Origin of the sequence: Granulicatella balaenopterae (assembly GCF_900111135.1) — a bacterium.
GTDB classification, from domain to species: domain Bacteria; phylum Bacillota; class Bacilli; order Lactobacillales; family Aerococcaceae; genus Granulicatella; species Granulicatella balaenopterae.
In genome coordinates, this window is record NZ_FOGF01000005.1 from 1 (window position 1) to 13,661 (window position 13,661).

Sequence of the window (13,661 nt, forward strand, 5' to 3'; positions counted from 1 at the left end):
TAATGCCTCATCGATTTTTGGAGCGCGTCCACTAACTTGTAATAGTGCTAATACAAATGAAGAAAATTCATGACCTAAAGGAATTCCAGCGAAAACAACACCACTTGAAGAACTTGTTTGTCTAATTTCAAAACTTGGTGTATATTGTAGGGATTCTTCTTCTAAAGTTACTTTATCTGATAACTCAATTACTTCATTTAAAAAGGTACGCATTTTTTGTGATGATTCATCTTTAGATAAGCTAGTAGCTAAAATAATTGGCGCTTCTAGTAATTCTAGATATTGTTGCAATTGTTGTTTTGTCTCATTATCTAACATTTCGATACTCCTTAAATTTTTCCAACTAAATCAATTGAAGTTTTGATGCTTTCTTGTAACTCTTTCCATTTAGCTGGACAGACTTCACCTGGATGTGTACGAATAAATTGAGCTGCTTTTATCTTATCAACTAATACACTTGCATCACGTCCGATACCTTTTGCATTAACTTCCATTGTTTGGATAACACCATCTGGATCGATAATAAATGTTCCGCGGTGTGCATATCCAAATTCTTCATTCAATACATCAAATACACGTGCCAATTGATGAGCTGGGTCACCAATCATAACATATTTAATTTGTGAAATTTCTTCATCATTTTCATGCCATGCTTTATGACAATAGTGTGTATCTGTTGAACATGAGTAAACTTCTACATCTAAACCTTTCAATTCTTCATATTGGTCTTGTAAATCAATTAACTCACTATTGCAAACTGGTGAAAAATCTGCTGGATAAAAACAAATTACGCTCCATTTCCCTTTGAAATCTTCATTTGAGATATCTATAAATTCACCTTGTTTATAAGCTTTTGCATTGAAATTTCCAATTGTTGTTCCGATTAACATAATATTCCCTCCAATAATATTTTTAAATTTTTAAATTACGATTGTCCCCCCTTTATCTGAATTTTATGTTATTATATCGCCCAACTTGTTAAATTCTTGTTAAAAAAAAGGCATGTCTATTTTTTTGTTCAAATTTTATGTTAAAAATCTAATTACTATCTATTTTCTTAGCTTACGAATATTTTGGTAAGAAAATATCAAATTCACTCCCCTTTTCTTGTGGATTACAATAAATATTTCCACCATGATGTTCGATTACTTTTTTAGTAATCGCTAAGCCAATTCCATAACCTTTTTTACTTGTTCCTATATGCTTTTCTCTATAAAAAGGTTCAAATATCCAATCACTATCTTCTTTTTTTATTCCATAGCCACTATCTTTTATTTTGATTTTTATTAAATTGTTTTTGTCAGAAATATAAATAAATATCTTTCCAGATTCTTGATTGTATTTAATACTATTTTCCAACATATTAAGGAATGCTTGGTATAACAATGTATGATCGCCTAATACTTTTAAATTATGCTTATTATGATAATTTTCATATTGAATATCAAATAGGATTTTCTTTTTTTTGATTGTTCTCTCTAAATCATCAAATAATTCTTCAAATAATAAGTCCAATAAAACAATATCATATAGCTTTGTTTGTTGAATTTTAGTTAATTCTAAAATTTTATTAACTAAATTAGTCATTTTATCTATCTGGAATTCAATATCATCAATTATTGGTAGCGGAGTTTTTTGTTGATGTTTATAAACACCTATGTCCATTTGGATGGCTGCTAATGGTGTTCTCAGTTCATGAGCAATATAATTCGAAAAATTTTTTTGTGTATTAAAAGCCTCTTCTATTTTATTCATCATAGAATTAAAAGAATTGATCAAACTTTCTACTTCTCTGATTTTTGAATTAATTTCAATTTTTTGCACAATATTTTGTTTATTAACTTTATTCATATGACTAGATAATGAGTTTAAACAAATAAATAAATCGCTTAATACAACATAAGTAATCCAAATACTAATCAGACTTTCTACTAGTAAAATACCGATACTTTGAAAAATAAATGAATTCATATTTATAAATTGAAATTGATCGAAATTATTTATAAAAAAATAAAAACTTACTAATAATAAGATATTACTGGTAAGTAAAAGTATTGCAGTATAAATTGTTAATTGTATCTTTATGCCATATTTTTTAAACATTTCTTTTTTACTCCTTTATTTCTATTTAAGTGATTTATTCATCATCTTCACTATGTAATAAGTAGTATCCTTCACCAATTTTATTTGCAATTGGATTATATCCCAATACATTTTTTATTTTTTTGCGTAAAGTCGTTAAATGTACACGAACAGAATTGCTAAAATAATCTACTCTAGAATCCCAGGCATGTGCTAATAAATCTTCTGTCGTTACCATACGTTCTTGATTTAAAAATAAATATTCAATAATTGCTGTTTCTTTTCTAGTTAAAATCACCTTTTGTTCTCTAGCATACAATTCTCTTTTTATTGTATTAAACGATAAATCTCCGTAAGTAAGTATAGGCTTATTACCTAAGGAATTATTTCGTAATAATACTCTGATACGTGCTTCCAATTCTTTAAAATGAAATGGCTTAACCAAATAATCACTTGCTCCCAAATCCAAGCCTTGTATTTTAGATTCAATACATGAAATAGCTGTTAATATAAGTACTTTTGCATGTTCATCATTGCAAATAATTGTTTTTAAAACTTCAAAACCTGACATACTAGGTAAATTTAAATCTAAAATAATTAAATCATATTCTTCTACCTCAAAAAGTTCTAAACCTTTTTCCCCAGAGTCAGCTAAATCAACATAATATCCTACTGACTTTAAGCCTTTTCCAATCGAACGTAATAACTTAACTTCATCTTCAATCACTAATATTCTCATTATCTATACCTCACTAATTCAAAAATATAAATTTACTAACTAGTCAACAGTTAAAACAACAAGATTTCTGCCGTTGTTTTAATTAAAATTCTATAAATTATTTTATATTTTTTATTCTTCAATTATCAATTAATTTGCTTTTTTTATACTTAATTTTTAGAATTTTTATTGATTCCATTTTTCCTCCCTATTATGCAATTATACTTTAAAAAAAGACAATTTGAGTAGGATGCAGGGGGCAAACCTTTTTCAAATTGTCTTTGATGACTTGAATTAATTATAACAACCAAAACATTAAATCCTTGTTAAGCTATCTTTTTTTGAATACCAAATTTCCATAAAATTGCTATAAAAATTACAAATTCAAAAATTAATACCGGCAATACGATATATACATTTTTTGCTACAAATACCGGCGAAAGCATCATTAAATCCCATAGACAATGATAAACAATTAATGGTCCAATGTTTTTTAATTTTATCGCAAAATAAGCAGCTACTACACCATGTATAAATGTATTAACCATTTGAAAAGCGACTGAAGATAGTGGGAATGCGGCAAAAATATTCACAGCATGCAATAATGAAAATAGTATTGCACTATAAACAATAGCTTTTATTTTTGAATGATTCTTTAATAAACCCGATAAAACAATTCCTCGATAGATTAATTCTTCAGAAAATCCTATCAAAATTGTTGTAATAAACATCGTAACTAAAGTATCCCCATAAGCTAAATAGGCCTTATGAAAAATAAATAATACTGTATTCAAAATAATTAATACACTATATATGATAAAAATCGGGAAAATCTCTATCTTTTTGAAAGAACTTCCTCTATATTTTTTAAGATAAATAGTCAGAGCATAGATAGACATTATCATCTCAAAATATATTAACACATTTACAATTCCCTTATCTTCATATTTATATCCAAAAACATGATAAGCAACATACATCCCAATTGCCATCAAAGCAGTATACCCTAATGCGATAGCTACTTCCTTTTTATTTTCCAATTGATCACTTCCTTACATTTTTCAATCATCAGCATTGCTTACTCTTAATATAAAATAAACCCTAATAATCCTGCTCCAAAAATATCTGATAAAATATGAGCCACAATAATTGGTGTCAAATTATCTTTAGAATATTTTCGGTATGCCACATAAAATAATAGTCCAATACCAATGCCTATTGTTGAGGCTGAGGCAATACCTTGATATGTGTGGAAAGAAATTCGAACTAATAAAGAATAAATCAATGCCTTATGAATATGTTCTTCTTTTACACTTAAACAAATCCCTAAAAAGAAAATTTCCTCAAAAAAACCATTCAAAAAAGAAAAGGGAATTGTCGTGAAATGAATTTGACTAAGTAAATCACGAATCATATTAAATTCACCCGTAAAAGTTAATGGAAATGTATTAAAGCCAAAAATAATAGAAGATATATCCATCAATAACGATGCTAAAATATATATCAATAAACCTTTAGCAACCGATTGCCAATTAAACTTGAATTTCCAAACTGAAAAATCAAACTTTCTAAAGTATAAATAGCCGAATACAATTGCCAACTCAACTAATTCTGTCCCAATTGTTATCCAATCATCCATAGATGAAAAAGTTAAATTTTCATCAATATTTGCTACTCCATTTATCAAATCTAAATACCCAATAGTAGAACCTTTTATTGCAACGCCAAACATAATTAATGTAATGAAGACAATATCAAAAGATTTTAAGTATTTCATTTTTTGTTCAGTCATTTATACACCCTCCTTTATATTCATTACTATTTTTATAGTATAGCAAAGAGGTTGTTAATTTGAGATTAAGCTAATTCTGTTCAAAAGACTTTGTGAAGTTGTTTCACCGTATTGTTAGTTGAATTCTTGTCTTGTTTCACAAAAAAACGCCTTGTTATAATGATTAACAAAGCGCATATAGACTATTTATTTTCTGAATGAGTTAGTAAGTAATAGCCTTCTCCAATTTTATTAGCAATTGGATTATAACCTAAGACTGTCTTAATTTTTTTGCGTAAAGTTGTTAAATGTACACGAACTGAATTACTAAAATAATCCACGTCTGCATCCCAAGCATGAGCTAATAAGTCTTCTGCTGTGACCATTCTTTCTTGATTTAATAATAAATATTCTATAATAGCTGTTTCTTTTTTTGTTAATGTAACTAATTCATCAGCTGCATATAGTTCTCGTTTAACGGTATTAAAAGATAAATCTCCACAAGTAAGAATTGGTGTATTAATTAAAAAGTTTCGTCTTAAAAGAACGCGAATTCTAGCTTCTAACTCTTTAAAGTGAAACGGTTTGACAATATAATCACTTGCTCCTAAGTCTAACCCTTTAATTTTAATATCAACACTTGAATTAGCTGTCAAAATCAAGACTTTAGCATTATTATCTTTCTCCATAATCGTTTGTAATACGTCAAATCCAGATATTTTGGGTAAATTCAAATCTAAAATGATCACGTCATAACTTTCCGTATCAAATAATTCTAGACCTTTCTCACCAGAGTCAGCTAAATCGACATAATAACCACCTAATTCTAACCCTTTACCAATTGATTGTAATAACTCTAATTCATCTTCTATTACTAATATCCTCATCATCTACACCTCTTTTAAAACTATTTCAAATGTACTTCCAGACTCTTGACTTTTTATTTGTATATCACCTCGATGATGCTCAATTACTTTTTTTGAAAAAGCTAAGCCGATTCCATACCCTTTATTCGTTTGTGTTAATTTATTTTCACCTCGATAAAAAGCTTGGAAAATTTTAGCACAATCTTCCTTTTTAATCCCACAACCAGTATCGCTAATCATTATTTTTATAGAACCCTTTTGTTTTGTTAAATAAATGTGTACGACTCCTCCTTCATAACTGTATTTAATACCATTTTCAACAATATTAAATAAAGCTTGATACAATAGAGTATGGTCACCAATCACTTCAAAATGTTGCTCCAATTGATGATCATCAGCAATATTTAATTGAAGAGTAATATTTTTTGAATGTGCTTTTTGTTCTAAATCTTCTATTATCTCTTCTAATAAAAGATCGATTGGGATTAATTCTTTTAATGTTGATTGTTGAATTTCTGATAATTCTAATATTTTATTAACTAATTGGTTTAATTTATTGATTTGTTGTTCAATTGGGATAATTAATTTATCACATTCTTTCAAATTTTGTTCTTTTTGATAAATATCCATTTTTGTTTGTATTACTGCTAATGGCGTACGCAATTCATGTGCAATATAAGCAGAAAATTGTTTTTGTACATCAAAAGCCTCTTTGATTTTAGCCATCATTGAATTAAAAGAACAAATTAAACTATCAAATTCTTTTACATTGGAATTTATTTCAATTTGTTGGACTAAATTTTCTTGATCAACTCTTTCCATATGATGTGATAATTCTTGTAATGGATTTAATAGTTTTCCTAATATAAAATATGTTTTAATCGTACCAGTTACTGTTGTGATAAGCATGATGATAATTCCTAAATAAAATAAACGACTCTCAAAACCATCAATATTATAATAATTAACTACTTCACCATTAATCCTTATATCAAAACCAAATAATGAAACATAAAAATTATAATATAGTAATGCCAGTAATAATAAATTACTAGTTACTAATAACACTGCTGCATAAACTGTTAATTGTATCCTTAATCCATATTTTTTTAACATCGAACATCCCTCGCTTTTTCTCTTACATTAACTATATTATATCTTTTTTTGATAAAAATGTTATAAAAATAGCTTATTGATAAGATTTAGCATCTGTTCTATCAAAATATAAAGTCATTGGATCTAATGTTTGTCCTTGCATTAATTCATCAATTGTCACAAATTCATACCCTTCTTTGCTTAAAAATTCTAGCATATTATTTAACGAATTAATTGTCGTTTGATGAACATCATGCATTAAGACTATCGCACCACTATATGCTTGTTTTTTAATTATTTCATTAATTTTAATAGGATCATGACTCTGCCAATCCAATGTATCAATCGACCAATTAATTGCTGGAATCTTAGCAATAGATGCTACTTGATGATTATATGAACCGTACGGAGGTCTTAACACATGAGGTTCCACGCCTCCACTAGCTGCTTTAATAATTGCTTGTGTATCGTAAATTTGTTTATATAATTCATCATCTGTAATCTTAGTTAATTCTGGATGTGAGTAGGAATGGTTTCCTAATTGATGACCTTCTTCTACCATGCGTTTTAAAAGTTCCTCATTTCCAGCTACATTTTTCCCTAAAATAAAGAAAGTAGCTTTAGCATGGAATTTTTTTAAGATGTCTAAAGCCTGTGGAGTTGTTTTTGCATTTGGACCATCATCAAAAGTTAGTGCAATCATTTTACGATTTTTTTGTTTTACTAATTTATCTTGATAATTTGTATAGCTTGTTAAAAAAACTCCTTGTGCAAATTTAGGATTGATTAAAGGCATTAAATTATCTAATGGTATTGGAATAGTAAGAGTTTCCTTCTTATCATCTATCATATGAATCTCTATTTTATCTGTTGTTATATGATAATCCAAATCATTAATATTAGTTGCTGTTAAAAATTCTACCAGCTTATCTTTTTGTTCCTGATTATCTATTGTTTGTTCAACTTCATTTATCATTAACTTTTTAACTGCTTCTTCATTAGGAAAAATATCTTTTAATGTAAGGATTTTTTGTTCTTGATGATTAACATAAAATTGGTTTATTGTTTGGCTATCTTTTTTTGTATATTCTTTATCAACAAAGCTATAATAATCAGCCATTACTTCTACAGCATCAATTTGCTCATCTACTTGATTTTTTTTGGCTTTTAGAATAACTACTGCATCTTTTGTATTGTTTAATTGTTGTTTTACTATTTCTTCATTAGTTACGATTTTTTTAGTAATCACATTATCTGGTGAATCTGGAAGAAAGACAATTACCTTGTTTGTGCCAATAGTTGATTCTTGCTTTTGACTATTTGGGAAGGATAATTTCACATCATTTTCTTCATTTGTTACCAGTTCATTCAATTTAATTTGTTGATTTTTTCTATCAATATTATTTTTAACGATTACACTAGCAGCTATTAAAGTCATACATAATAAGATGCTAGCAACTAGATAGACTAATCTTTTTTGAGATTTATTTTTTCTCATCACTACACCACTTCCTATAAATGTTTCAATTTCATTTCAATAATTACAGTATATTACAAATGATGTTAAATTGGTGTTAAGGAAGTCTATTCCAAATGACCTAATCAACTATATACAAAACTAAAATCTGAAATTTTCTTAACAGTTAGCAAACTCAATCAATATATCAAAAAACTATTTTAGCTTAATGTTAATTTAATGCTTAAAGTGATAAAATACTATTAAATTAAAATTTATTTCATAAAAAGAGGAGGAATTATATTGAAAAAGTTCATTAATTCAGAAAAATTATATGATAATCTTATATGGATTTTACTAGTCAGTTTTTTAGTAATGATTGCAGGTGATGTCATTGGACTTTTTATTATCCCTAAAGTAGCTGAAAGTAATCAATTTTTGTACACTTTCATAGCATACTTTAGTTTTATTACAATGTGGATATCAGTTATATTGGCAGTTACTGTTTTCAAAAAGAATCACTACATTAAAGAGTCTATTCTTATGAATAAAGAAGGAAATACTGTTAAATTTTTATTAATGGGATTCATTATTGGGTTTTTATTAAATATTTTTAGTGCCTTTGTAGCCTATACTCATGGAGACATAGCACTAAAATTTACCCATTTTGAAATTTTACCGGTTTTAGTTTTATTCTTTGCAGTATTTATTCAATCATCAGCAGAAGAAGTTCTTTGTAGAGGTTTTATGTATCAGCGATTATTGCATGCAAATTTCAAACCATTGTACGCTGTCGTCATCAATGCCGCTTTTTTTGGTGTCCTTCATTTATCTAATGATGGTATTTCATTTTTAGCATTTTATGATCTATTTATTACAGGTGTATTCTTTTCATTGATTGTTTTTTATTTTGATAGTTTATGGATGGCGATGGCAATTCATACAACATGGAATTTCACTCAAAGTATTTTACTAGGATTACCAAATAGTGGAACTAGCTTCCCATATACTGTTTTTTCATTAGATACTAATTCAGTTCATAATAGCTTTGCTTATAATGTAGAATTTGGTTTAGAAGGAACTATTTTATCTTCGATTGTTATGACTTTCTGTTGTATTCTATTATATGTGCTAAAAAATAATCAGAAAAAGATTTATTAATAGATTAACAAACCATAGTGATATAAATAAAAGCACTTGATAATAATTGATATCAAGTGCTTTTTTACTATTCTTTTTTAATTTAATAAACTACACAAAAAGCTCAAATTTAGGAGTGGTGTTAATAATTCTTTTAAAAATTTCGCTTCTATTTTATAAACAAGGGATGATAAATAAAATTATTAACCTTATAAATTATAGAACCATAAATTATGAGTTTATAAAAGTACTTCTACTGTTTTTTACGTCTAAATATTGTAACTATACCTAATCCGATAAATAAACTTGCAATTTCTGAAAAAATAGTTACTTTGGTTGTACCCGTTTTTGGTAACAGTGATTTTACTAGTGTTTTTACTTCTTTATAAACGTATGTGACTTCTGTTGTTCCTTCAACTATTGTTCCTTTTTCAGTACCTTTTGTTTTCTCTGGCACTAATTCATATGTTTTACCATCTTTTGTGATAGTTGTTAGTTTGTTGTCGGTTGTGTCATAATCTGTTCCTGTTGATGTTTCTGGTGTATCTGTTACTGGTGTTTTAATAACATTGCCGTCTTCATCTACATAATGAACGATTACTTTTCCTGTTTTCTCTTCTGGTACTACTGGTGTTTTTACTTCTTTATAAACATATGTTACTTCGGTTGTGCCTTCAACAACTTTACCTTGTTCAGTACCTTTTGTTTTCTCTGGTACTAACTCATAAGTTTTACCATCTTTTATGATAGTTTTTGGTTTGTTGTCGGTTGTATCGTAATCTGTTCCTGTTGATGATAGTTCTGTATCTGTTACGTCAACTTTAATTGTGTTGCCTTCTTCATCTACATAATGAACAACTACATCACCTAATACTTCTTTATATTGGTATTTAATAACTTGTTCTTCTTTGGCAACTGTACCAGTTGTTGCTGCTGAACCGTCTTTCAGTGTTGGTTCACCTTCTGCTTCAACTAAAACATATGTTTTACCATCTGCATCTGTTAATTTAGCTGGCGCTTGATCTTCATACGCTTCGCCTGCTGGTGTTCCTTCTGGTTTTACAACTTTAATTGTTTCACCATTTTCTCCTGGTAATTTTGTATCAGTTCCTTCGATATAGTATTCAGCGGTTATACTGCCGACTACTTCTTTATAAACGTATGTGACTTCTGTTGTTCCTTCAACTACTTTTCCTTGTTCAGTACCTTTTGTTTTCTCTGGCACTAATTCATAAGTTTTACCATCTTTTGTGATAGTTTTTGGTTTGTTGTCAGTTGTGTCGTAATCTGTTCCTGTTGATGTTTCTGGTGTGTCTGTTACTGGTGTTTTAATAACATTTCCTTCTTCATCCACATAGTTTACGACTACATCACCTAATACTTCTTTATATTGGTATTTAATAACTTGTTCTTCTTTGGCAACTGTACCAGTTGTTGCTGCTGAACCGTCTTTCAATGTTGGCTTGCCTTCTGCTTCAACTAAAACATATGTTTTACCATCTGCATCTGTTAATTTAGCTGGCGCTTGATCTTCATACGCTTCGCCTGCTGGTGTTCCTTCTGGTTTTACAACTTTAATTGTTTCACCATTTTCTCCTGGTAATTTTGTATCTGTTCCTTCGATATAGTATTCAGCTGTTACACTGCCAGATGCTTCAACATATACTCCAACACGCTGTGGTTCTGTTGGTAATAATCCATTTATAGTTACAGCAAATGAATTCCATGCTGCTCGATCCTTACCTTCTGTATTTACATCTAATAATTCTTCAGATAATTCTTCGGGTGCTTTCATTTTAAATTCTAATGTAATATCTTGTCCTGGAATCATCACTGTTCCTGGTTTTAATTCAATTTTGAAGCTATGAATACTTGACCAATCTGTTACTTCAGCTTTTGTTTTCCATGCTGGATCAGTAGTTGATGCATTAGCAATCTCATCTACCCCTGTTGGATAGTCTACTTTAGTTAAAACTGTTTCACGACTTGGATTTGTTTCTGTACTGTAGAAGATTTCAACTTTATCCGCCCATTTTTCTGGTACTATAATAGCTCCTTGTAATGTTGGAGTAAAGTGACTTCCACGAGCGACATTATCTAAAACAGTCTTGTCATCAACTGACGGTAAAATATCAATAAAACCTAATTTAGTAATATCATTACCTGTTGTATTAGTTAAAGTAATTTGATAATTAATATCGCCACCTAGTGAGGTTTTAGCTAAGTGACTGTATCCTTTATCTAATTCTCCTTTTACCAATTTAATGGTTTGTAAGTCTTTTTTAGATACTAAAACATAATCTTTTTCATTTGTAATATTTGAACCTGTACCATATTGTTCTGTTCCAGATTCCATTCTTGCCTGTAGCTGTAGATTGACTGCTGCACTGTTCGATATTGCTACGGGAATTTCAAATTCTAAATCTTTTTGTGGATTTAAACTTTTTTGATTCCATATAACTTCAATTACTTGTTGGCCATTATCATTAAAACTTGTAGAATAGCGGCCATTTTTTTGAGGAGTTGTACTACTTCCGAAATGATTAATTAAATTAAAAATTCCTGCTTCATTTTCTTTTATAGTTACACCTTTTGGTAAAGTAATATAACCTTTAATATTTTCAGGTATTTTTCCAGTAGAACTTGTAGTATTTTTAATAGTCAATTTAACTTTATTATCTCCTACTTTAACACGGTTCCCATCTACATGGGTGAACTGTGTTTGAACATCTACAATTGGGGCATATGCTTCTTTTTGTACAATAGTTGCTTGTCTTGGACCAATTAAAGAGCTAGTTCCTAAAGCCGGATTAGCTTTACGAATAACTTTTGTGCCATCATGTAAGACTAAATGATATTCTGTTTCAACTTGTCCAGTTCCTGTTGATCCAGGTACAATAGTGTATCGTGACTGTAGATTTAAACCTACTCTACCATCAATAACACCATTAGGTTCTAATGGTTCAACAACTATTTTATAAGTTTTAATATGATTATCTTCCGTTAAGCCTAAATCCCCAACTTCTAATAACCAGTATTTTTCATCTGGAGCGTAATCCCTCCAAAATGGTATATCAGATAATATTTTTTCACGAGTAGAATTATCATCAAGTGTGGCAACAAATGTTACTTTTACCTTTGTTTTTAAGGCTGCTTCATCTATATTAATATGATATCTCTCAAATGGATTACGAATAAAAGCATATTCAAAATTGAATTTTGAATCCACATTTTGAATTAATTCTAACTTTTTATATCCATTACGAAGAATATCATCAATATTATATCTTTTATTACTTGGTGTGATTTCTAGAACTTCATCATTTCCTGATGTATACATTGAATAGCCTATTTGCCATTTTCTTCCTGGTACAATATGATATTGCGTATCAAAAGCTAGCATCGCCATATCATCTACTTGTGGATTTGGATTTGGAATCTGTTCAGAAGCATAATCTCCTTTGCCGTCTTTTGGTCCTCTATTAGCCGGATATAAATAATTCCCATATGTAGGTTTGACTGGATTACCATTTATTACTACTGGAACCATTGCTTTATTAGAAGTTACATCTACTGTTAGATTATCTTCATTTTCCACACTAGCTGTTACGGTATTTTCATAATCTGTATTTTGACTCAACCACTCTGGTACTTTTGTATAGAATTGAATTTCTTTATAGAATAAATTATTATCATCATCGTTATCATCATTAACCGGAATTGTAAAATCTAATGTGGTAGCATTATTACTTTTGGATTCTTTAACCGTAATATCTGATTGCTCTTGATTTACTAAACCTTTATATTCTAAATATTGAGGCAACACATCTCTTACCGTAACATTGCCTTTAATATTTCGTTGGCCTACCTGTTTTTTAGGGACAGCTACTTTTATCGTCCAAATAACATTTTCTCCTGGCATAGCTGATACAGCATTTTCTTTATTTTGAATACCTACAAATGCTTTACTTGCAGTAATTTCTGTTTGACTGTTAATAGTTACATTTGCATTTGTATTTGTTTCAAATTTACCTGCAGCAAACTTAGCTGATAAAGCCATTTGAGTATTATTCGGTGTAATTCCGTTTTTGGTATTTAATTTTAAAAAGACTCTTGAACTTGTTCCAGCTTGCAAGCTAGAAAATTCATATATTAATTGATGTTGATTCGCATCATAAGTCGGAACTGTTTTCACTAAATTACCATCTTTATCAAAGCTAGTAATTGCTACATTCTCAAAATCACTTGGCATTTCATAAAATGTTGTATCTTTTGGTAATTGAATAACTACTTCACGTTTTTCGGCTGTATTCAGTTGTTCATTTACCTCTTCCATCGCTCCAGATACTTTAAAATCCATCTGATAAACAGCACTCTCACCCGCTTGAATTTCTGGTGCTAAACTATTCAACGATAATTGAATGTTTGGATTTGCTGTATCGGCATAAACAAATGGTGCATTTGGCGCTATAGCATTAAAGGTTAACATCATTACTAAGAATTGATTCCCTTTTTTATTATTTTTTAACATAA

10 protein-coding genes and 1 pseudogene are annotated in these 13,661 nt (G+C 29.1%); 1 reads left to right on the forward strand and 10 read right to left on the reverse strand.

The genetic code is table 11. The features are described 5' to 3' along the window. From BMX09_RS01780 to BMX09_RS01820, 9 genes and pseudogenes are all read right to left on the reverse strand, one after another. Positions 1-318, reverse strand: a pseudogene (locus BMX09_RS01780) (alkyl hydroperoxide reductase subunit F); the annotation flags it as partial. 11 nt (positions 319-329) lie between these two features. Beyond that, positions 330-893, reverse strand: a complete 564-nt coding sequence (gene ahpC / locus BMX09_RS01785; protein ID WP_089745990.1) for an alkyl hydroperoxide reductase subunit C — start codon at positions 891-893, stop codon at positions 330-332. A 169-nt stretch (positions 894-1,062) separates the two neighbouring features. Beyond that, entirely contained in the window at positions 1,063-2,103 is a 1,041-nt protein-coding gene (locus tag BMX09_RS01790) for a sensor histidine kinase (RefSeq protein WP_089745991.1), read from the reverse strand. 34 nt (positions 2,104-2,137) lie between these two features. Then, complete coding sequence (locus BMX09_RS01795; protein ID WP_089745992.1) at positions 2,138-2,821, reverse strand: response regulator transcription factor; 684 nt, start codon at positions 2,819-2,821, stop codon at positions 2,138-2,140. A 305-nt stretch (positions 2,822-3,126) separates the two neighbouring features. Continuing rightward, on the reverse strand, positions 3,127-3,840 hold the full coding sequence (locus BMX09_RS01800) for a CPBP family intramembrane glutamic endopeptidase (protein WP_089745993.1): 714 nt from the start codon (positions 3,838-3,840) through the stop codon (positions 3,127-3,129). A 44-nt stretch (positions 3,841-3,884) separates the two neighbouring features. Next, a complete protein-coding gene (locus BMX09_RS01805; RefSeq protein WP_089745994.1) occupies positions 3,885-4,592 on the reverse strand; it encodes a CPBP family intramembrane glutamic endopeptidase in 708 nt (235 codons plus the stop codon). Positions 4,593-4,774: 182 nt separating this feature from the next. Then, positions 4,775-5,458, reverse strand: a complete 684-nt coding sequence (locus tag BMX09_RS01810; RefSeq protein ID WP_089746052.1) for a response regulator transcription factor — start codon at positions 5,456-5,458, stop codon at positions 4,775-4,777. Positions 5,459-5,461: 3 nt separating this feature from the next. Then, entirely contained in the window at positions 5,462-6,553 is a 1,092-nt protein-coding gene (locus BMX09_RS01815) for a sensor histidine kinase (protein ID WP_089745995.1), read from the reverse strand. 73 nt (positions 6,554-6,626) lie between these two features. Beyond that, entirely contained in the window at positions 6,627-8,030 is a 1,404-nt protein-coding gene (locus BMX09_RS01820) for a polysaccharide deacetylase family protein (RefSeq protein ID WP_089745996.1), read from the reverse strand. Positions 8,031-8,291: 261 nt separating this feature from the next. Between BMX09_RS01820 and BMX09_RS01825 the strand changes: the two genes are divergently transcribed. Further along, positions 8,292-9,149, forward strand: coding sequence for a CPBP family intramembrane glutamic endopeptidase (locus BMX09_RS01825; protein WP_245711104.1), 858 nt, complete (start codon positions 8,292-8,294; stop codon positions 9,147-9,149). A 232-nt stretch (positions 9,150-9,381) separates the two neighbouring features. On the opposite strand, the gene BMX09_RS01830 is transcribed toward BMX09_RS01825, so the two are convergent. Continuing rightward, positions 9,382-13,659 (reverse strand): MucBP domain-containing protein, encoded by a 4,278-nt coding sequence (locus BMX09_RS01830; protein ID WP_089745997.1) that lies wholly within the window; start codon positions 13,657-13,659, stop codon positions 9,382-9,384. Positions 13,660-13,661 lie beyond the last annotated feature (2 nt).

What these genes read in the sequence shown, in the direction of transcription:
- BMX09_RS01790 (WP_089745991.1), bottom strand. Translation starts at nt 2,103, where the DNA reads ATGTTTAAAAAATATGGCATAAAGATACAATTAACAATTTATACTGCA.
- BMX09_RS01795 (WP_089745992.1), bottom strand. Translation starts at nt 2,821, where the DNA reads ATGAGAATATTAGTGATTGAAGATGAAGTTAAGTTATTACGTTCGATT.
- BMX09_RS01805 (WP_089745994.1), bottom strand. Translation starts at nt 4,592, where the DNA reads ATGACTGAACAAAAAATGAAATACTTAAAATCTTTTGATATTGTCTTC.
- BMX09_RS01810 (WP_089746052.1), bottom strand. Translation starts at nt 5,458, where the DNA reads ATGAGGATATTAGTAATAGAAGATGAATTAGAGTTATTACAATCAATT.
- BMX09_RS01815 (WP_089745995.1), bottom strand. Translation starts at nt 6,553, where the DNA reads ATGTTAAAAAAATATGGATTAAGGATACAATTAACAGTTTATGCAGCA.
- BMX09_RS01820 (WP_089745996.1), bottom strand. Translation starts at nt 8,030, where the DNA reads ATGAGAAAAAATAAATCTCAAAAAAGATTAGTCTATCTAGTTGCTAGC.
- BMX09_RS01830 (WP_089745997.1), bottom strand. Translation starts at nt 13,659, where the DNA reads ATGTTAAAAAATAATAAAAAAGGGAATCAATTCTTAGTAATGATGTTA.